The 19541-nt window shown below is 37.1% G+C and carries 20 protein-coding genes; 13 read left to right on the top strand and 7 right to left on the bottom strand.

Features of this window, described 5'->3' with window-relative positions; genetic code table 11:
- Positions 1-108: 108 nt before the first annotated feature.
- The 3 genes from fdxA to mutS all read right to left on the bottom strand — a co-directional run bounded on the left by fdxA (position 109) and on the right by mutS (position 4132).
- Positions 109-432 (bottom strand): ferredoxin FdxA, encoded by a 324-nt coding sequence (fdxA, locus tag AC07WY_RS05350; protein ID WP_004721686.1) that lies wholly within the window; start codon positions 430-432, stop codon positions 109-111.
- A 359-nt stretch (positions 433-791) separates the two neighbouring features.
- Positions 792-1322: a GNAT family N-acetyltransferase gene (locus AC07WY_RS05345; protein WP_494735931.1), complete on the bottom strand. Its 531-nt coding sequence runs from the start codon at positions 1320-1322 to the stop codon at positions 792-794.
- A gap of 155 nt (positions 1323-1477) precedes the next feature.
- On the bottom strand, positions 1478-4132 hold the full coding sequence (mutS, locus tag AC07WY_RS05340) for a DNA mismatch repair protein MutS (RefSeq protein WP_494735887.1): 2655 nt from the start codon (positions 4130-4132) through the stop codon (positions 1478-1480).
- Between the two features lie 232 nt (positions 4133-4364).
- Between mutS and AC07WY_RS05335 the strand changes: the two genes are divergently transcribed.
- On the top strand, positions 4365-5714 hold the full coding sequence (locus tag AC07WY_RS05335; RefSeq protein ID WP_494735886.1) for a tyrosine-type recombinase/integrase: 1350 nt from the start codon (positions 4365-4367) through the stop codon (positions 5712-5714).
- A gap of 247 nt (positions 5715-5961) precedes the next feature.
- On the opposite strand, the gene AC07WY_RS05330 is transcribed toward AC07WY_RS05335, so the two are convergent.
- The gene (locus AC07WY_RS05330; RefSeq protein WP_494735885.1) at positions 5962-6576 is read right to left on the bottom strand and encodes an HvfX family Cu-binding RiPP maturation protein; all 615 of its coding nucleotides are present in this window, start codon (positions 6574-6576) and stop codon (positions 5962-5964) included.
- A 158-nt stretch (positions 6577-6734) separates the two neighbouring features.
- On the opposite strand from AC07WY_RS05330, the gene AC07WY_RS05325 reads away from it, so the two are divergent.
- The 12 genes from AC07WY_RS05325 (at position 6735) to AC07WY_RS05270 (ending at position 17390) form a co-directional block, all read left to right on the top strand.
- Positions 6735-7043 carry an HvfA family oxazolone/thioamide-modified RiPP metallophore gene (locus AC07WY_RS05325; RefSeq protein ID WP_494735884.1) on the top strand — a complete coding sequence of 103 codons (309 nt, stop codon included), beginning with the start codon at positions 6735-6737 and terminating at the stop codon, positions 7041-7043.
- A gap of 70 nt (positions 7044-7113) precedes the next feature.
- Positions 7114-7977 (top strand): HvfB family MNIO-type RiPP peptide maturase, encoded by an 864-nt coding sequence (locus AC07WY_RS05320; RefSeq protein WP_494735883.1) that lies wholly within the window; start codon positions 7114-7116, stop codon positions 7975-7977.
- The gene (locus tag AC07WY_RS05315; RefSeq protein WP_494735882.1) at positions 7928-8686 is read left to right on the top strand and encodes an HvfC family RiPP maturation protein; all 759 of its coding nucleotides are present in this window, start codon (positions 7928-7930) and stop codon (positions 8684-8686) included. The genes AC07WY_RS05320 and AC07WY_RS05315 overlap by 50 nt, the downstream gene beginning before the upstream one ends.
- Positions 8683-9303: an RNA polymerase factor sigma-70 gene (locus AC07WY_RS05310; RefSeq protein WP_494735881.1), complete on the top strand. Its 621-nt coding sequence runs from the start codon at positions 8683-8685 to the stop codon at positions 9301-9303. Before AC07WY_RS05315 ends, AC07WY_RS05310 begins: the two co-directional genes overlap by 4 nt.
- Positions 9297-9482, top strand: coding sequence for a zf-HC2 domain-containing protein (locus tag AC07WY_RS05305; RefSeq protein ID WP_494735880.1), 186 nt, complete (start codon positions 9297-9299; stop codon positions 9480-9482). Before AC07WY_RS05310 ends, AC07WY_RS05305 begins: the two co-directional genes overlap by 7 nt.
- A 397-nt stretch (positions 9483-9879) precedes the next feature.
- Positions 9880-10851 (top strand): acyl-CoA desaturase, encoded by a 972-nt coding sequence (locus AC07WY_RS05300; RefSeq protein ID WP_494735879.1) that lies wholly within the window; start codon positions 9880-9882, stop codon positions 10849-10851.
- A 14-nt stretch (positions 10852-10865) separates the two neighbouring features.
- Entirely contained in the window at positions 10866-12152 is a 1287-nt protein-coding gene (locus AC07WY_RS05295; protein ID WP_494735878.1) for an NAD(P)/FAD-dependent oxidoreductase, read from the top strand.
- Between the two features lie 9 nt (positions 12153-12161).
- A complete protein-coding gene (locus tag AC07WY_RS05290) occupies positions 12162-12956 on the top strand; it encodes a DUF1365 domain-containing protein (RefSeq protein WP_494735877.1) in 795 nt (264 codons plus the stop codon).
- Positions 12953-14149: a class I SAM-dependent methyltransferase gene (locus tag AC07WY_RS05285; protein WP_494735876.1), complete on the top strand. Its 1197-nt coding sequence runs from the start codon at positions 12953-12955 to the stop codon at positions 14147-14149. The genes AC07WY_RS05290 and AC07WY_RS05285 overlap by 4 nt, the downstream gene beginning before the upstream one ends.
- A 34-nt stretch (positions 14150-14183) precedes the next feature.
- Complete coding sequence (locus tag AC07WY_RS05280; RefSeq protein WP_494735875.1) at positions 14184-14963, top strand: DUF1295 domain-containing protein; 780 nt, start codon at positions 14184-14186, stop codon at positions 14961-14963.
- 8 nt (positions 14964-14971) lie between these two features.
- Complete coding sequence (locus AC07WY_RS05275) at positions 14972-16021, top strand: SAM-dependent methyltransferase (protein ID WP_494735874.1); 1050 nt, start codon at positions 14972-14974, stop codon at positions 16019-16021.
- Between the two features lie 46 nt (positions 16022-16067).
- Positions 16068-17390 (top strand): sensor histidine kinase, encoded by a 1323-nt coding sequence (locus tag AC07WY_RS05270; protein ID WP_494735873.1) that lies wholly within the window; start codon positions 16068-16070, stop codon positions 17388-17390.
- Here AC07WY_RS05270 and AC07WY_RS05265 read toward each other — a convergent pair.
- The 3 genes from AC07WY_RS05265 to AC07WY_RS05255 are packed head-to-tail and all read right to left on the bottom strand — an operon-like array spanning position 17383 to position 19115.
- On the bottom strand, positions 17383-18081 hold the full coding sequence (locus tag AC07WY_RS05265; protein WP_494735872.1) for a response regulator transcription factor: 699 nt from the start codon (positions 18079-18081) through the stop codon (positions 17383-17385). The genes AC07WY_RS05270 and AC07WY_RS05265 overlap by 8 nt on opposite strands.
- Before the next feature lie 18 nt (positions 18082-18099).
- Complete coding sequence (locus tag AC07WY_RS05260) at positions 18100-18603, bottom strand: chalcone isomerase family protein (RefSeq protein WP_494735871.1); 504 nt, start codon at positions 18601-18603, stop codon at positions 18100-18102.
- Positions 18573-19115 (bottom strand): DUF2358 domain-containing protein, encoded by a 543-nt coding sequence (locus tag AC07WY_RS05255; protein WP_494735930.1) that lies wholly within the window; start codon positions 19113-19115, stop codon positions 18573-18575. The genes AC07WY_RS05260 and AC07WY_RS05255 overlap by 31 nt, the downstream gene beginning before the upstream one ends.
- Positions 19116-19541: the final 426 nt, after the last annotated feature.

Here is a 19541-nt window from a genome sequence, read left to right as displayed (position 1 = left end):
TTTTAGTCTAGTTTGGCGCGTGTATTATGGATAAATTGCAAATAAATGTACAATTTACATATTAAAATGCAAAAAGATCAGCCTAAGCTGATCTTTTTTATACAATACTTATTTTTCTAAGTATTGTAATTTATCGGCTTTACCATTCCACTCTTCACGATCTTCAGGTTGATCACCGATTTGAGTAATATTTGGCCATTTTTGAGCAAGTTCAGCATTTAATTCAATAAATACTTCTTGACCTTCAGGGAGTTCATCTTCAGAGAAAATTGCATTTGCAGGACACTCAGGTTCACATAGCGCACAGTCAATACATTCGTCTGGACTAATGACTAGGAAATTTGGACCTTCATAAAAACAGTCTACTGGACATACTTCTACGCAGTCTTGATATTTACACTTAATACAATTTTCAGTGACAACAAAGGTCATGGCGTCAGCTACCTAAAAATATGGTTCTAATTAATAATGCTGTATTTTAGGGAAAACGCCGCAAACTAACAATTGCTTTTATTGATATTTAATATAGAAGAACCTGCTAAATCAATTTTTTTTATAGAAAATTCTTCTAACTTGTGATGAATTATGCATTTTTTAAAATATGCGCTGTAATTTTGATGTTGCCATAGGTGAAAAAATGCTAAACATATTCAAAAAAGAACATAAATATGAGACTAAATCACAGAAGCGAAATGGGGTTATTACCTTGTTATGCTGTTTTTTTAGCCAATTGCTATATTCAGAACTATTTAGAATTCTTTAGACCTGTATTTTCAGTATGAGTCAGATCATCACAAAGTATAGATAAGATGAATATCTTCGGGTTCTAATTCCCATAACTGCTGATCAGGTTTTTCTAAGACCAGCGCGCCTTGTTTAAGATAAAAGTCGACAGTACGCTGGGTTGGTGTTGCTGAAATATACAGTTGTTGTGCACCAAGTTGCTCAGCTGATTTTATCGCTGAGTGCATGAGCTGTGTACCAAGACCAAGGCCTTGATGATTTGCATCGACATAAAAATATTGTAATAGCTTCGCCTCTGGATAATCAGTGATGACTTGATTAGATACCAGTTGCACACCAATTAATCTATTCAATTGATTAAATGCGCCCACACATAGTCCACCTTGAATAAGATGCTGCTTTAACAGCGGGGGATCATTTTCTAAATGATATTCATCCCAGCTTTGCACATCATAAAAACAATCAACCAAATGTAATTTTTGCTTTTGTTGTAGATACATTTGGGTGATTAATTCACGTCGATCAATATGTTGCCAAATGAGATCTATATCGGAAAGTTGCAGGGGCCTAAGTGAAATATTGATATTATTCTCCTAAAACTTAGTACTCAATCACCTATTATGGAGTGCTTTAAATTATCGTCTAGATTGCTATTTAAAGATCAATAGATTCAAGTTATTTCCAGCCTAAGTAGAGAATTTCAAACTTACTTAGACTGGATAGCTATTACTGCTTATGCATTTAGTGCTGCTTTTAATGCATAGAGGTGATCTAGCGCTTGGCGAGGCGTTAAATCATCGACATCAATATTTGCTAAAGCATCGAGTACAGGTGATGATTTTTCAACTTCAATGACTTTTTCAATTTCAATGATGTGTTCAAACTTTTCAGGTTCAACGGTTTCAACTTCGGCAAATAAGTCATTTTGCACAACGGATTGCAATTGTTGCTGTTGTTGTTTCTCTAAAATTTTTAAACGCTTTTGCGCTTCTTTAATCACCCCCGCAGGGATCCCAGCAAGTTTTGCAACTTGTAAACCATGACTTTGACTGGCAGGACCTTGTTGCACTTTATGCAATAGAATCAAATTACCATTTAACTCTTTGGCCGTCACATGGTAGTTATCAATTGCCACTTCTTTTGAAAGCTCAGTTAATTCAAAATAGTGTGTGGCAAAGAGGCATAGACATTTGATTCGTTTGGTTAGATCAAGCACACATGCCCAAGCTAGAGATAGTCCATCATAAGTACTTGTACCACGACCAACTTCATCCATAAGCACCAAAGACTGATTGGTTGCATGGTGCAAAATTTGAGATGTTTCGGTCATTTCCACCATAAAGGTAGATTTACCCGTAGATAAGTCATCAGCAGAGCCTATTCGAGTAAATATACGGTCAATTGGTCCTAACTTCGCTGTTTTAGCTGGGACGAAACTGCCGCAATACGCCAGCAAACTAATCAGTGCAGTTTGACGCATAAAGGTCGATTTTCCGCCCATGTTTGGCCCTGTAATGATCGCCATACGATGATTGAAATCGAGTAGGGTATCGTTGGGGGTAAATGGCGTTTTACTGAGTGATTCAACTACAGGGTGGCGACCTGCGGTAATTTTGATCCCGATTTCTGGGCTGTATTCAGGTCGATTCCAATTATTCAAACGGGCTTGATGGGCAAAGTTTGCCAATAAATCGATATGGGCAATCGATGCACTCATCATTTGTAAATTGGCAATATCCGCTCTTAATTCTTCCAGTAACATTTCAAAGAGTAGTTTTTCTCGCGCAAGTGCACGTGATTCACTGGAAAGTACTTTATCTTCAAAAGATTTTAATTCTGGGGTGATATAACGCTCGGCATTTTTCAGTGTTTGACGACGGATGTAATGATCAGGCGCTTGTTCAGCTTGAGCACGGGTGAGTTCGATATAGTAACCACTGACACGGTTATAACCAATCTTCAGGGTATTGATGCCCGTGTTTTCTCGCTCTTTGATTTCTAAATCAATCAGGAATTGGCCTGCATGGTCACGGATTTTACGCAGTTCATCAAGCTCATCATCAAAACCTTCTGCAATTACATTGCCATCACGCAATAGTACAGGAGGATGTTCAACAATGGCGGACAGTAAACGTTGGTGTAATCCATTAAAATCGCCCAATTCTTCATTCAATTGCACAATCAATTTAGATTGCTGAGTCTCAAGAATCGGTTGGATTGCATGTCTTAAGAATGGGATTTGTGCACATGCTTGACGAAGCTGCACCAAATCACGAGGACGTGCACTGCCAAGTGCAACACGGCTTAAAACCCGTTCAATATCGCCAATTTCTTTTAAGACTAAGCGAACAGGACTTTCATGGTAGCCTTTGAGTAAAGTATCCGTTGCATCTAAACGTGCATCTAAGATTTGAGTATCACGAATGGGCTGCATCAAGGTACGTGCCAGCAATCGTCCGCCCATTGCAGTTTGGCAATCATTGATTAAGCTAAATAGCGAAGTACCATGCTCAAATAATGGATCAATAATTTCTAAATTACGGCGTGTAACAGGATCAAGTGCAATAAAATCTGAGCTTTGTTCTAATTTAATTGAACGAATATGTGGTAACGCAGTTTTTTGAGTTTCTTTGGCATAGTGAATCAGTGCAGCAGCAGCAGCTTTAGCCAAGGGTAGATGGTCAATACCAAAACCAGAAAGTGTGGAAACTGCGAATTGGTCACATAAGGTTTTTTGTGCGTTATTTAAATTAAAATCGACATTAGGTCGTTTGGTAATTGGACATTCAATTTGTCGTTTAATATCTTCAATAATATTCGGGTCGACAATGTCCTCATCGACCAATATTTCGCTTGGCATTAAGCGAGCTAATTCAATCGCCAAGCTTTCAGATTTAAACTCTTGTTGTTGAACTTTAAAAATACCCGCACTTAAATCCAGCAGTGCCATACCAATTTGGTTTTGTTGAAAGCAGATCGCAACAAGATTCGATGCTTGTGTTGCGGTTAGCAGGGCATCATCGGTCAATGTTCCAGGGGTAATAATTCGCACTACACCGCGTTCAACAGGTCCCTTACCTGTGACTTCACCAATTTGCTCACAGATGACAACCGCTTCGCCTTTTTTAACCAAACGCGCCAAATAACCTTCTGCAGCATGGTATGGAACACCCGCCATTGGAATAGGTTCACCATTGGCTTTACCACGATGAGTGAGGGTAATACCCAAAAGTTTTGCGGCTTTTTTAGCATCGTCAAAAAACAGTTCGTAAAAATCGCCCATGCGATAGAACATTAAAGAGTGTGGATGCTGCATTTTTACTTTTAGATATTGCTGCATCATTGGGGTGTGAGAAGATAAGTCAGCCAATGTTTCTTTGCTATTCATGTATGTTAAATCCTTAAATTTAAATAATAAATAAATTATTTTTGAAAGTTTGGCTGTCCAACCAATTCTAACAACTTCTGTTCAAATCCAACCTAATCTAAGAAAAAAGTGTACCTTTTAGTGTACCTTTTTTTATGTCAAAATTGAGTCAACAGTGTGTGAGAAATCAATTAGATTTCTCACTTTCGGCATTTTAACAAATTGAAGCCAATTAACAAAAAGGAATACTCATATGAGCGAAGAAATAAACAACAAAAGAAAGGTGGCACTATCTGCACGAGCAATTGATAAAATGAAGAAAGGAGATGCTGTAAAGATCGATATTGGTGAATATTCAGGTTTAAGAGTAGTTTGTGGTAAGACTGGTTTGAAAAGCTTTGTTTATCGTTATAGAAGCCCGATAGATAATTCTTTAAAAAAAATTACATTGGGGAGTTATCCCGATATGTCACTTGCTGAGGCTCGCATTGAACTTCAGCGTTTGAAGTTATTAAGGTCACAAGGTATATGTCCAGCAACAGAGAAAAAAGCAGAAAAAAATGTGTTAAAAAGAAAAAAAGAAAAGCAATCCGAGGCTAATAAAGCATTAACAGTAAAAGACGTGGTTGATCTTTATTTAACTGAAGTCATTGAAGACAAGGTAGTAACTGATCCACGCTCAGGGATGAAGAAAAATATACCAGGTGTACGTAATTTAAAAGGACAAATTGAAGCAAGGCGTACCTTATATGCTGATGTAGTTGCGGTTCTAGGTCATAGACAAGCTGACAGTGTAATGAGAAAGGATATTGTCGATTTTATAAAAAGAATTATTGATCGTGGAGCTCAGGTACAAGCAGGGCGTGTGTTGTCAGAGTTAATTATTGCCTATGATTATGCAATCGGTTTAGATTATTTTTCAGAGAGTTTTGCTAATCCCGCTTTGCTAGCCAAATCTAGTTTAAAGCAAACGAGAATAAAACTTACTTCTAGTAAACGGACAAGGGTATTATCAGATTTCGAACTTAAACAGGTACTTGTTTGGTTACCTGTATCAGGATTTTCAAAACATCATAAAATTATATTACATATAGCTCTTTGGACAGGCGCACGTACAGGTGAGATATGTTCAGCGGAGTGGAAGGATATTAATTTAGACAAAGGGACTTGGCATTTAAAAGGCACAAAAAATGGTAGTGAGCGTTTTGTCCAACTATCTCAACAATGTGTAGAGTACTTAAAAACTTTTCCACGTTTGAATAGCCTTTATTTATTTCCATCATTTAGAACTGGGAAGCCTATAGCTCAAAAAACTTTAACTGAAAAAAAGTGGGTGTTGAGGGGATCAGAAAGAGCTTCAAATCATAATTTGCAGCCACACCAGTTATGGCCTGAAGATATGGAAGATTGGAACCCTCATGATTTAAGAAGGACTTTGAGAACTAACTTGTCTAGACTAGGATGTCCGACAGATATTGCTGAAGCTATATTAGGGCATTCTAAAAAAGGAATAGAGGGGACATATAATTTACATACATATGAAAATGAATGTGCAATATGGTTACAAAAATGGGCTGATTATTTGGAGTCTTTAGGTGTGTGATTTATATTGATTGTTTTAATCTAGCAAATTATAAATTCAATTAGTTTAGACGATTTGATAGAGGTATAATACGCGAACCGCTTCCTAAAAATGTTAAAATAACCTTTGTTTTTACAAGTGTTTTTTATTGATAGTGCTTTTATTTCACATTCTAATACACATAAAATTTTGAATTGAATAGAGCAGAATTAGAATGAATTAAATTAAGGCAGCATTCGATACCTTAATTATTTAGCTATAATTATTTTTAAACTTTTTCTTTTAAAAATAGACGTTTCACACAATAATCTAAACTTAGATAGCGCCCACCGCCCAGCACAATTAATGCTAATAGCATGACTAAATAAGTTACAGCAAATTCAATACCATTATTTAATATGACAAATGATCCACTTGAGGTTAACCAATCATAATTTCCATGCGTCTCTAAGATTTGACGCGCCTTTTCTAACTTTTCAGTTGAAGCGAGGACTTGAGCACTAGCAAATGGAGCATTGGGATCAGCAATTGCTTGCCATCCATTTGGTAAATGTACTGTAACGATGGCAACAAGCATGGTGATAATGAGTGGAATGCTAATAAAGCGGGTCAAGAAACCAAGGGCTAATAGAATTGCTCCTATAATTTCAACTGAAGTAGCAAGGGTCGCTAACAGCATCGAGAATGGTAAACCTAAGCCCCAATCTGTATTACCAAACCATTCCACTGTTTGTTGAAAATGCGCAAGTTTGTTTGTACCTGCCATCCAGAATATAGGGACTAAATAAAGTCTCAGTGTAAGTGCTGCGATACCATCACCATGTTTTATGAGACTACAAAATATTTGGTATTTTTTTGATAAAGCATAAATAAAATTGTTCACGATAATTTCACACCGACTGCGATTGAATAGTAATTAGTCGGGTGATAACTGTGTTTCTTACACAATTTTTAATTTGGACTGTAATAAATGGCAGTTTAAGTCGTCTAACTATATGTACCTGAGTACAACACGGTAAATTATCTTAAAGGAATAGAACAATGAACAAACTCAACTCAATCACATCAGTTGCAGCACTGCTAGCTTTATCTGTAGCTGGTGTAACTCAAGTATCAGCAGCCCCAACAACGCATGCGACAGAAACCCATGCGAACAAAGCCAGTGATGCAAAATGTGGTGAAGCCAAGTGTGGATCGAACAAAATGACGAAATCACAAAAAGCGGCTGAAGCAAAATGTGGTGCTGATAAAAAAGCAGCAGATGGTAAATGTGGTGCAACGAAGAAAGCAACGGATGCGAAATGTGGTGCTGATAAAAAAGTTGCTGATGGCAAGTGTGGTAGTAAATAGTCAATCAGTTAAAGAATGATGTCGCTGTGAATCACATAGACGGCATCATTTCCAAAGTTGGAGTATCACCATGGTTAATTTGGCTGGTGTAGGGCTTGGGCTAAGAAGGGATTTTATTGATGAGTTTCTAAGTGCTAAAAAAGTGCCAGACTTTATTGAAATCGCGCCTGAAAATTGGATAGGTTTTGGTGGTCGGCATGCAAAGTTATTAGCTCGGTGTGTGGAAAAAGCACCTTTAATCTGTCATGGCCTGTCTTTATCCATTGGTGGGCCACATCCACTCAATTTAGAGTTTATTCAAAAAATTAAAGGGTTTTTAGAAGATTATCATATCCCGATTTATTCCGAGCATTTAAGTTATACCCATGATCATGGCTACTTATACGACTTGATGCCAATTCCAATGACTGAGGCGGCAGTTAAATATGTAGCCGAACGTATTTTACGTGTCCAAGATATTTTAGGTAAAAGGCTGGTGATCGAAAATGTCTCAACCTATTTGATGCCAAATGCTGAAATGAGTGAGGCCGATTTTGTATCTGAAGTGCTTCAGCAGGCAGACTGCGAGTTATTACTCGATGTGAATAACGTCTATGTAAACAGTATAAACCACGGCAGTGATGGGTATGCCTTTATTCGAGCAATGCCAAAAGAGCGGATTCGTTATATACATATTGCTGGGCATGAACAAGTTGAACAAAATCTATTGATTGATACGCATGGTGCTGAAGTATGCGATTCTGTCTGGCAATTATTACAATATACTTATCAAGTGTGTGGTGTAAAACCAACATTACTTGAGCGTGATTTTAATATTCCATCATGGCAAGAGTTACAAGATGAAATGACGAGAATTAAAACAATTCAGCAGCAGGAGGGCGGTGATGAAAACAGAGCAAATATCTTTCCAAGCTACACAGCAGCAGTTTTGTAATTGGATTCGCTTTCCTCAATCTGAGTTACCAAAAGCTCTTCCTGCGGAACGAATGCAGATTTATCGAGATTTACTTTTTAATAATGTTTGTTCTTTTATTGACTTGGTCTATCCCATTACTCGTGCAATATTGCCTGCGATACAGTGGCAAAAGTTATTAACTGAGTTTTTCCAACAAGCGCAATGTGAATCACCGTTTTATAATGATATTTCCCTACAATTTAGAGAGTATCTGACAGATTGTCAGCATCCCAGCTTACATGAATACCCCTGGTTAGCTGAGCTATTACAGTTTGAATGGCTTGAACTTTATTTAGATACAGTTCAAATTGAAAAAAAACGCCTTACTCGGCAGAGTGAATGGCAGTTAAATACTCAAGTATGGGTGCTCGTTTATCAATATCCAGTCTATCAATGGTCATCAAGCACGATCATTGCTGAAGTTGAGCCTATGCCTAGTGTTATATTGGTTTGGCGAAATGATCAAGATAATATCTGCGTAGAAAGCTTATCTGTTTTATTCGCTGTGGTGATTGAACAACTCAATCAACAAGAGTTAGTTGAACAAGATATTAGAAGTTTAATAAAAGCGACGTTTCCTGATTTTTCTAGCGTTCAGATACAAACCCAGATCGATGAGTTAAAAGTACTATTAATTCGATTGAAATTGTTAGATCTACCCTATACAAATGATGAGGAAAATGGATGAGCGTAGAGCCTGAAAATGCGAATCAAGAAATATTACAACAACTACAAAATCCAAACTTTGTAATAGAATTACGACAACAAATGCTGAAGTTTGCAATTCTACAACTGTCATCATTACAGCAGGCTGAAGATGCTGTTCAAGAAGCATTAATGAGCGCATTTCAACATATTGATTCTTTTACTGGCCGGGCAGCTTTTAAAACGTGGGTTTTTGCGATTTTAAAAAACAAGATTTTTGATTTAATTCGGCAAAAATCTCGTTTAATGACGATGAGTGAATTGTTTAATGATGAGGACAGTGAACAAAGTATAGATGCATTATTTGATGTTTCTGGGCATTGGAATAAATATGAAGCACCTCAAGTATGGCCCAGTCCAGAAGAAATATTGGAGCAACAAGATTTTTGGATTATTTTTGATGCCTGTTTGAATCATTTACCAGCCAAATATGCACAAGTTTTCATGCTTAGAGAAATGATTGAACTAAGTTCAGATGAAATTTGTGAAAAGCTAGGACTGACTGTGACTAATTTAAATGTGCTCATGTATAGAAGTCGAACAAGATTGCGTGAATGTTTAGAAAATAAATGGTTATTGAAGGATGATTGCTCATGTTAACCTGTCGCCAAGCCACCCAGTTATTATCTGAAAGATTAGATCGAACACTTCAATTTCGAGAGCAGAGCAATTTACAAATTCATTTATTGCTTTGCCGTTCATGCCGCCGCTATGGAAAACAAGTTAAAACACTAAGTCAGCTCTCTAAAGCATTTAAAAATATTGATGATGGTAAGTAGGTAGCGAGACTCTTTTAATATAAAGTTGCTTGCGCTCAAGGTGCTGTGAATAAGGTAAACAAGCCGTTACTTCGAGTTTTAGTTATTGAATAGTGTCATAAATTTGATTTATTTTTTTATGATCAGCATCAGTTTAAAAATTTGTTTTATTCTTTGAATCTACAGCTAAGTTAATAATTTTATCATATCAAGTTGATTGTTTTTTGTTCCTGATGCTTTGTTCGCAGCCTTATAGGGTATCTTATTAAAGTGAATATAAAAGGTCTAAAAATTGACGATGCTAGCTCCATTAACTTGTCAGTACCATTAAAAAATTATTTACTTCACATAAATTTCATTTCGAATTGATTAAACTCTTTCATACAAAATCTGATGATTAGAAAATTAGGATCAGTCTATGTTGAATCGTGTTATGCAGTGGATAGACAGTTGGTCCAAACCGGTTCAGGCACAGACCATTTCACCTGATAGTAAAAAAATTCAATGGGTGCGTATTATTCCTTTTATCCTTCTGCATCTTGCATGTCTGGCGGTTTTTTATGTAGGGATATCCTGGTTTGCCCTCGCTTTTATGCTGATGTTTTATCTGATTCGGATGTTTTCAATTACTGCATTTTTCCATCGCTATTTATCCCATAAGACTTTTAAAACTTCTCGAGCTGTTCAATTTATTTTTGTATTGATAGGAACAATGAGTGCCCAGCGTGGACCTTTGTGGTGGGCGGCGCATCACCGTTATCATCATCGATTTACGGATACAGCACAAGATCCACACTCGTCTACACATGGCTTTTGGTACAGTCATGTGGGGTGGTTTTTAAATGATTATAATTTTGCCACACGTAAAGAGGTGATTAAAGATTGGCTCAAATATCCTGAACTAGTTTGGTTGGATCGTTTTAGTTTGATCATTGTACTTCTGACTGCATTAGCAATTTATGTTTTAGGTGAATGGCTCGCGGTTGTATATCCATCACTTGCAACATCAGGTTTACAGCTGTTGGTTTGGGGATTCGTCGTTTCAACCGTTTTATTAATTCACGCGACGTTATGTATTAACTCTCTGGCGCATTTATATGGAAGTCGAGATTTTGAAACAGAAGATCAAAGTCGGAACAACTTATTTTTATCCATTATTACTTTGGGCGAGGGATGGCATAACAACCACCATTTTTATGCGGGGAGCGCACGCCAAGGTTTTTATTGGTGGCAAATTGATATCACCTACTATGTTTTAAAAATTATGTCTTGGGTCGGTTTGGTCTGGGAATTAAAGCCAATTCCTGCACGAGTGTATGAGGTCAGTAAAATTGCTCAATCAGCAAGTAAAGTAAACATATTTATTAAAACAAAGACCAAGAAAAGTTAAACTGGGGAATCTTTATGAAAATTGCGATTATTGGTTCAGGTGTTTCCGGATTGTATGCCGCATGGAAACTTTCAAAACATCATCAGGTAACTGTATTTGAGAAAAATAATTATTTTGGAGGACATACTGATACTCACGACTTGATGATTGATGAGCAAAAACTTGCTATCGATAGCGGTTTTATCGTATTCAATAATTATAATTATCCATTGTTTAGCCAAATGATCACCGAGTTAGGGGTAAAAGTACAAAACAGTGATATGAGTTTTTCAGTCAACAATCTGGTCACTGGGTTACAATATAATCCGTCGAAAAAAATTTCTTTGCTGAGTAGGCCACAAAACTTTTTAAATTCTAATTTTAGAGCCATGCTCTCTGATCTTTTTAAATTTTATGCCGCAAATAAAGATGTCATTGTCGAAGAGCATGATACGGCATTGAGTATTGAAGCCTATTTAAATCAAAACGGTTATTCCGAGGCTTTTCGCCAAGAGCATTTATATCCAATGTGCGGGGCATTGTGGTCATGTCCAATTGATCAAGTGGGACAAATTCCTTATAAATTCGTTGTGAGCTTTTTTCAACATCATCGCATGTTACAGCTTAAAGATCGTCCACAATGGCAAACCGTCAAAGGCGGTTCTGCACGTTATGTTCAAGCCATCCAGCAGCAGTCAGTAAATATTGAGTTTAAAAAACTGGCTGTAATCGGTGTGTCTCGTTTAGCTGATCAAGTGATTGTGCAAACAGAATGTGATACACAGCAATTTGACTGGGTGGTTTTTGCTAGTCATGCTGATGACAGTCTAACGTTATTAAATGATCCTACCGCACATGAGCAAGAGGTGTTGTCTAATTTTTCTTATCAAGAGAACAAAATGGTGGTTCATCGTGATCTGACTATTATGCCAAAGTGTAAATCTCAATGGGCGAGCTGGCATGTGCATGTTACTGCAGATCAATCAAATTTTGATACAGGAAGTTCGAAGTCTATGGCTCATTATGCGTTTAGTTATTGGATGAACAAACTGCAAAACTTATCCTGTCAAACACAAATATTTGCCACGTTGAATCCTAACTTTCTAATTGATCCAAAGCAAATTTTAGTCGAACGTGATTATCGCCATCCTGTATTTAATGCCCAAGCCATAGAAGCGCAACAACGCTGGTCAGATATTAATGGCCAAAATCGAACATCATTTTGCGGTGCTTATTGGGGCTGGGGTTTCCATGAGGATGGTGTACGCAGTGCTGCTCAAGTAGTAGAGCAATTAGAAAAACATATGGCTGATGTGATTTAGGAGTAGGCGATGTTGATGAATAAACTCGCTGTAGCTTCTGTCCAGATACGGCATCGACGCTATTTGCCAAAGTCACATAAATTTGAAGCTCAGCTGAATTATTTATGGTTTGATCCAGATCAAATCCTATCGATTACCCAGCAATCTTTTTTATGGTCATCTAACCGATGGAATCTGCTTAAACTTGATCCAAATGATTTTTTAACCGAAGAACTCGGCTCAATTCGGCAAAAAATTCAAAAAATATTATTAAAACAAACCAATAGTTTAGTGGCTTTAGATACGCAGATTCGAGTTTTAGCGCTACCACGGACTTTAGGTTTTCGTTTTAACTCAGTGGTATTTTATTTTATTTTTGATGCCAATGAACAGCCCATGTTTATTCTAAGTGAAATAACCAATACACCTTGGGATGAACGTAAAGTATATGTGCATGATTGCCGTAACAAAGTAGTACAACATTCGCAGTTTAGCAGCTATCAATTCAAGTTTAAAAAATCATTTCATGTCTCTCCTTTTATGCCAATGGACATGAATTACCTGTGGAATTTTAGTTTTTCTAGCCAGCTAAATGTCATTCATATGCAGCTTTTTCAACAGGATGTACTGCAATTTGATGCGACTATGCGATTTTTATTAGTACCCATCACAGTTTCTTCACAGCAACATCGATATGCTATTTACAGTGTCTTTGAACCTTTCAAAATGATGGCAGGAATTTATCTGAATGCTTTTCGCTTATGGAGGAAAAAAGTACCATTTTATCGACATCCTAAAAAAGACAAAGGAAAAACAATGCCATGAAAGCACTTATTTCCACTGAACAAGACTCACTGCCTTTGGTTTTACAAAGTTTATTAAAGCTCCGTCATGGTCAAATTATATTTCAAGGGGTGTGGAATGGTTTTGTCGGTGACAATATGGAGTTAATTGCGGTTGTTCATGTCCATGATAAAAAACTGGTGGACTTGATTTTTAAGCATGGCGTTTTAGGTGCCGCCGAAGGCTATATTCGAGGTTATTGGAGTACTGATCATTTGGTTGAGATGATTCAAATTTTGGCACGTAATCGTGATCTTTTGGATACGCTAAATCAAAATATTATTGCTCAGGCGAGTCAATTTTTTTTAAAAGCTTGGTATAAAAAACGCAGGAATTCAATTGACGGCAGCCGTAAAAATATTGCAGATCATTATGACCTGAGCAATGATTTCTTTAAATTATTTCTAGATCCATCAATGATGTATTCCAGTGCTGTGTTTAAAGATGCTGAAATGACTTTGGAACAGGCTTCTGAGTATAAAAAAGAATTGATTTGTCAAAAATTACAACTAAAGCCGATGGATCATTTAGTGGAAATTGGTAGTGGTTGGGGCGGTTTTGCCCTTTATGCCGCACAAAACTATGGTTGTAAAGTGACCACGATTACTATTTCACAAGCGCAATATGATGAAGCAGTAGCCCGGATTCAAGCAGCAGGTTTAGCGCATCGGGTAGAGGTGCAATTAAAAGATTATCGCTTACTGGAAGGTAAATTCGACAAACTTGTTTCCATTGAAATGATTGAAGCTGTAGGTGAGCAATATTTATCAACCTATTTTAAACAATGTCGCAATTTGTTGAAGCCGCAAGGGCTAGGACTGATTCAAGCGATTACCATTGAAGATGCGCGTTATAAAAAAGCCTTAAAAACTGTGGATTATATTAAACGTTATATTTTCCCTGGCAGCTTTATTCCGTGCATCAGCGTATTAACTCAAACTGCATCTGAACAAAAATTGCGTTTAAAACATTTAGAAGATATTGGGCAAAGTTATGCACAAACGCTACATCTTTGGCGGAAAAACTTTTTAGCTGCCCGTGAACAGGTTCTAGCGCTTGGATTTGATGAAAAATTTATTCGGATGTGGGATTTTTATTTGTGCTATTGCGAGGGTGGTTTTAAAGAAGGAGTGATTAGTGATGTGCATATGTTGTTTGAAGCCAACGTTTATTAACTTTTAAGCATCCATATGCCAAGGAGTGAGCAAAATGTTACTCAAGTTGTTGTTACTTGATGTCGTGATTATGCTGATATGCTGGCTCATCGTGACCTATAACAGTCGTGCAGGTTTAGTCGATGTTGCATGGAGTTTCTGTATTACGCTGAATGTCATCATTGCAGCATTTTTGCTGAATACAGCACCCTTAGCTGTACGTATCTTTATTGGGCTTGCTAGTAGCATTTGGTTCTTACGTCTGACTTGGCATTTATTACGCCGTTACTTGCATGAAATAGAAGAAGACCGTCGTTATGCCAATATGCGTCGTGCAATGGGACAATTTAAACATTTAGGCTTTTTGTGCTTTTTTATGTTTCAAGCAGGACTGGCGCTTTTGTTTTCCTACCCGATGCTGTCCTTACTGAGTTCCCCCGCAATACAGTGGAATGAATGGACGAATTGGGCGCTGATCTTTGCGATAATCATTATGCTACTGGCTTTCATTGGTGAAAGCACTGCTGATCAACAGCTGTATCATTTTAAACAGAACCCAGATCATCGCGGTCAAACCATGGATCAAGGTTTATGGAAGTATTCACGGCATCCGAATTATTTTTTTGAATGGTTACATTGGTTTGCTTATCCCATTTTAGGTTTGGCCGCAGGGCTTTATCTGTTATGGATTTATCCATTACTGATGTGGGCATTTTTATATTACATCACAGGTATTCCGTTTAGCGAACAACAAGCATTACGTCATCGTGGTCAAAATTACCGAGATTATCAACAACGAACGTCAATGTTTATTCCGTGGCAACCTAAAGAGTAGATCACAACATGGATTTTATTATTCAGCAGTCTTTAAAACTGGTCGAAAGTGGATTGGTTCCAGATCAGGCGATACGTGCAGCGATACGGAGCTTAAGTAAAAAGCGCTTAATTCAAGAAGGTCGTTATGATCCTGAACAGGGCAGCAAGCGTTATATGGATGTCTTGCACATGCTAAAGCGCAGTGAAATTGCGATTGAAACTGATAAAGCCAACCAACAGCATTATGAGCTTCCCACTGAGTTTTTTCAGGCAGTACTGGGTAAACGCTTAAAATATAGTGCGAGTTTATTTAGCGATGCTCAAACGAGTTTGGACGAAGCTGAAGAGTTAGCCTTAGCACGTTATTGTGAACGGGCACAATTAAAAGATGGTCAACACATTTTAGAAGTTGGTTGTGGTTGGGGATCTTTAAGTTTATGGATGGCAGAGCATTATCCAAATGCAAAGATAACTGTTGTATCGAACTCTTCAACGCAACGTGCCTATATTCAACAACAAGCCAAACAACGACAGTTCAATCATTTGACGGTCATCACCTGCGATGTCAATGTGCTAGAACTTGAAGGTGGCTCATTTGATCGCGTGGTGTCGGTGGAAATGTTTGAGCATGTGCGTAATTATCAAAAGTTATTTGAAAAAATAAATACTTGGCTCAAACCTGATGGATTATTGTGGTGTCATATTTTTTGCCATCGTTTTTTGCATTATCCATTTGAAATTAAAAATGAATATGATTGGATGTCGAAATACTTTTTTAGTGGTGGATTGATGCCGTCTGCGTCAACTTTCTTACATTTTCAAGATCACTTGCAGTTAGAACAGCATTGGCAGTGGTCAGGTAGGCAGTATGAAAGAACGGCCAATGCTTGGCTTAAAAATATGGATCGGAACCAACAACGTTTAAAACCATTATTTGAAAAGACCTATGGCAAAGATGCAGCTGCTTGGTGGCAACGTTGGCGAATCTTCTTTATGGCTTGTGCTGAACTGTTTGGTTTTGAACAAGGCCAAGAATGGGTCATTGGTCACTTTTTGTTTCGTAAGAAAGCCGTATAATCTAAATTGAATCTGTTGTTCAGTGGGTCATACAAGGGATATATTTATGCTGAGGCTTTTTAAGGGCAACCGTGCTCATCCCTTGGGTGAAGTCTTTAATCGTTATTACTGGTTGCAAATCGGATTGATCGCTTTGTCGATTGTGATTGGTATTGCATGTAGTGCATGGGTGATTAAAGGCACATTATTGAAAACTGCGCTTGAACAGGAAATGGAGCATTATTGGATGCGTGTAGAGCATAATCCAAATGCAGATTTGCCTGACACCAAAAATTTATATGGATATCGCTGGAATAATGTGACCCCTACTAGCTTTCAAAACATGCATTTAAAACCAGGAGTTGGTCGTCATTTTGTGGATGGTAAAGAACGTATGACCGTCTATGGTGAGCGTAATGGACAGCATGTTCTTTTGGTTTTTGGTGAAAGTAATGTCAATAAACTGATATGGTTGTTTGGTTTAGCACCGTTAATGCTGAGTTTGTTTGTACTTTATAGTGTGTTGTGGTGGTGGAATCGGCGTGCGCGTCGTTATTTTTCTCCGATCACTCGACTTGCCAATGCTTTAGAAAACATCGATTGGGAACATCAGAACAAAGAAGCATCACCTTTTAAAGACATCAGTACTGATGCAAATATGGAAGCAGAATATTTAAAACAAGCATTAGAGAAATATCATCAGGTTTTGAATGAATTTATTAATCGTGAACGTGAGTTTAGCAGTGATGTCAGTCATGAACTACGGACACCGTTAACAGTTCTAAAAGGTAATGTTCAGCTTTGCCAAGCCCGTTATGGTGATAACAAAGCCTTTATTCGTCTGGGTAATACCATTGAAGATATGCAGTTACTGGTTGATACCTTATTGGCAATTGCGCGTAATACCACAAATACGCTCACTCCAGAATATAGATCAATCTTCAATATATTACATGAATTACAAGTTGATTTAGAAAGTGTGGGTCAGGTCAAAGGAATACAGATTAATCTTCAACAGGATCCGAATGAACAGACACGACTACTGTATCCATCTATGACAAAAATGGTTTTTGGTAATATTTTACGTAATGCCTTAAATTATTCTCAAGGTTCAGAAATTGATATTATTGTGCAAAAAAATAAGGTCATGATTGCCGATAATGGTATAGGCATCAATTTACCCAATGACGTTAAAGTACACGAGTTATCTTGCCCTCAATTAAAGTTACAAACCAAAGGGCATGGTATTGGACTACAATTAGTACAGAAATTGTCTAGGCAATTGGGTTGGCGTGTGGAGTTGTTTGATCGTCAATATTATTTAACTATTCACAATGATATTGCTTTAATGCCTTCCACGGGATTGGTAGTGGTGGTTTATCTTAACTAAGTGAGTCGAGTTCAAGCGAAATTTTTAAGCCAACACCTGACACTGTATGAATCAATTTCTGATCAAAAGGCTTATCGACCATTTTACGTAAATTATAAATATGGCTGCGCAGTGCATCACTTTCAGGCTCTGTATCACCCCATAATTCTATTACAATTTCTTGTTTAGTAATGACTTTAGGTGAATTTCTCATCAATAACTTCAAGAGCTTAAATTGAATTGGTGGAAGTTCAATATTTTGACCAGCACGGTTAATAGTCTGTCGTGCACTATCTAAAATTAGGTCGTGAATTTGTAATTGGCTATTAGAAACCTCACCCATTGATCTTTTAATCAAAGCCCGAACTCGCATAACCAATTCGTTAAAGTCGAATGGTTTGACCAAATAATCATCAGTACCTGAAGTAAAACCTTTCATTTTGTCATCTAAGGTATCACGTGCTGTGAGCATTAGTACGGGGATGTCTAAGCCTTGTTCTTTCCTTAACCATTGACAGAGATCGTAACCTGAGCCATCAGGTAAATTAATATCCAATAACAAAATGTGATAAGGATTGTGTTTTAATAAATTTCGAGCTGTGTCTAAATTACGGGCATGATCTATTACAAAACCATGTGCTTCTAAAAACTCACAGAGGGTAGATGCTAATTCGTAATGGTCTTCGACCATAAGGATAAAATGCTTTGTCATTACAATAACTTTATCTAGTTAATTTAAGAGCTGTTGTTTCAATTTAGCATTAAAAGGCTGTGAACCTAACCAAATTTTAAAATATTGATTGGCATGATCATTTTGGAGATGACCTAGTGTTTTCTGATTCAGTAAAAGCGTTAATGTGTGGGATGAATGGACGTAGCTTAAAGTGTATAAATCGCCATTTTTAACTGGTTTATAAAGCTGTGTAATTTGGTTCAGGGGAGATGTCTCTTTAAAATCAGAAATATTTTTCTTTAAAAAATGTGTGGCTGCACGTTTAAATGCCCATTCTGGAATATCTTGAGTATAAGTAAAATTCATTTGAATACTTTGCATATCCCACGCTTTTTTACAAGACTCTGCAAAGTAGCTTACTTGACCGACTGATTTTTTCCCGATTAAAAGGGCTGCTGTTGCACATTGTTGTATAGATGCAGCATGGGTTGTTGAAGTGCTGACGGATAAACCAGTCATATACACAAGAGTTAAGATGATTTTTTGAATGCTAATAACCATGAATAAGCCCCCCCTACATAAGGTAATTGACGATATAGACCATTTGCAGGATCCCAAAAGTCTTGTTGAAAAATAATTTGGTTATCTTTATTTACCTTAATTTCACTAATGCCATATGACCCCATTTTTCTTTGCACACCAAAAATTTTAAACTCATAAGCCATATACCAATGTATATATGCAGAATCTTGGTGATGGGTAGTGTTCAATAATTTTACTTTTACATTGCTAACACGCTTATTCATACCTTTGAAATGCTCTACTAAATTTTGTCGTGATGAGAACTGGGAAAGTGTGTCATTGATAAAAAGTTGCTCTGCATACAGCGAACTGGCTTTATTTACGAATTCCGGTGTACCTAAATTATTGAAAGTAGAGGTGAACCGAGTGCCAATCTCTAATGCTTGGGTTTCTGTCAATGTCATACCCGTAATATTATTTCTGGCGGCACTATAATCTGAGGAATAACTAGGAATGCTTTTGCATCCTGATAAACACATCAGTGCTAACATAGAGGCAAAGATTTTTTTGGGTTTTTTCACGTTTATTATCCAGTTTGAATCTTAATTAATACTCTAGATAAATAGTTGTGAACGAGATGTGAAGTTGGATAGAAAAATATCATTTTTGCTACATTAAAGTAGTCAGAGACATGTCTGAAAGCATTCCAGCACCACGGATATATGTTATAGAATACCGCTTCCGCCACATTGAAGTTTTTGACACTGTTTAATGCTATATAAGTGTTTGACTTATAAGATTAAAGTTGGAAAAAGCGATATAGCAAGCTATGACACATTACGTCAATGAGCGGTTATAAAGTAGTAAAAAGTGCAGTAAGATAATCTCTTACTGCACTTTTTTTGGGTTTATACGTTATGACTGCACGTGGAATCAATAAACTGACTGCTTTACAAGATAAAATAGCAAAAGCAAGT

The organism is Acinetobacter sp. GW821-FHT01C12, from assembly GCF_059422625.1.
This window is presented reverse-complemented; position numbering and strand designations above follow the sequence as displayed.

Bases quoted from the DNA above. Each gene is read 5' to 3' on its own strand.
- AC07WY_RS05275 (WP_494735874.1), top strand. From the start codon at position 14,972: ATGGATTTTATTATTCAGCAGTCTTTAAAACTGGTCGAAAGTGGATTG.
- AC07WY_RS05265 (WP_494735872.1), bottom strand. From the start codon at position 18,081: ATGACAAAGCATTTTATCCTTATGGTCGAAGACCATTACGAATTAGCA.
- AC07WY_RS05305 (WP_494735880.1), top strand. From the start codon at position 9,297: ATGTTAACCTGTCGCCAAGCCACCCAGTTATTATCTGAAAGATTAGAT.
- mutS (WP_494735887.1), bottom strand. From the start codon at position 4,132: ATGAATAGCAAAGAAACATTGGCTGACTTATCTTCTCACACCCCAATG.
- AC07WY_RS05295 (WP_494735878.1), top strand. From the start codon at position 10,866: ATGAAAATTGCGATTATTGGTTCAGGTGTTTCCGGATTGTATGCCGCA.
- AC07WY_RS05315 (WP_494735882.1), top strand. From the start codon at position 7,928: ATGAAAACAGAGCAAATATCTTTCCAAGCTACACAGCAGCAGTTTTGT.
- AC07WY_RS05280 (WP_494735875.1), top strand. From the start codon at position 14,184: ATGTTACTCAAGTTGTTGTTACTTGATGTCGTGATTATGCTGATATGC.
- AC07WY_RS05270 (WP_494735873.1), top strand. From the start codon at position 16,068: ATGCTGAGGCTTTTTAAGGGCAACCGTGCTCATCCCTTGGGTGAAGTC.
- AC07WY_RS05310 (WP_494735881.1), top strand. From the start codon at position 8,683: ATGAGCGTAGAGCCTGAAAATGCGAATCAAGAAATATTACAACAACTA.
- AC07WY_RS05325 (WP_494735884.1), top strand. From the start codon at position 6,735: ATGAACAAACTCAACTCAATCACATCAGTTGCAGCACTGCTAGCTTTA.
- AC07WY_RS05320 (WP_494735883.1), top strand. From the start codon at position 7,114: ATGGTTAATTTGGCTGGTGTAGGGCTTGGGCTAAGAAGGGATTTTATT.
- AC07WY_RS05300 (WP_494735879.1), top strand. From the start codon at position 9,880: ATGTTGAATCGTGTTATGCAGTGGATAGACAGTTGGTCCAAACCGGTT.
- AC07WY_RS05255 (WP_494735930.1), bottom strand. From the start codon at position 19,115: ATGTTAGCACTGATGTGTTTATCAGGATGCAAAAGCATTCCTAGTTAT.
- AC07WY_RS05335 (WP_494735886.1), top strand. From the start codon at position 4,365: ATGAGCGAAGAAATAAACAACAAAAGAAAGGTGGCACTATCTGCACGA.
- AC07WY_RS05285 (WP_494735876.1), top strand. From the start codon at position 12,953: ATGAAAGCACTTATTTCCACTGAACAAGACTCACTGCCTTTGGTTTTA.
- AC07WY_RS05290 (WP_494735877.1), top strand. From the start codon at position 12,162: ATGTTGATGAATAAACTCGCTGTAGCTTCTGTCCAGATACGGCATCGA.
- fdxA (WP_004721686.1), bottom strand. From the start codon at position 432: ATGACCTTTGTTGTCACTGAAAATTGTATTAAGTGTAAATATCAAGAC.
- AC07WY_RS05260 (WP_494735871.1), bottom strand. From the start codon at position 18,603: ATGGTTATTAGCATTCAAAAAATCATCTTAACTCTTGTGTATATGACT.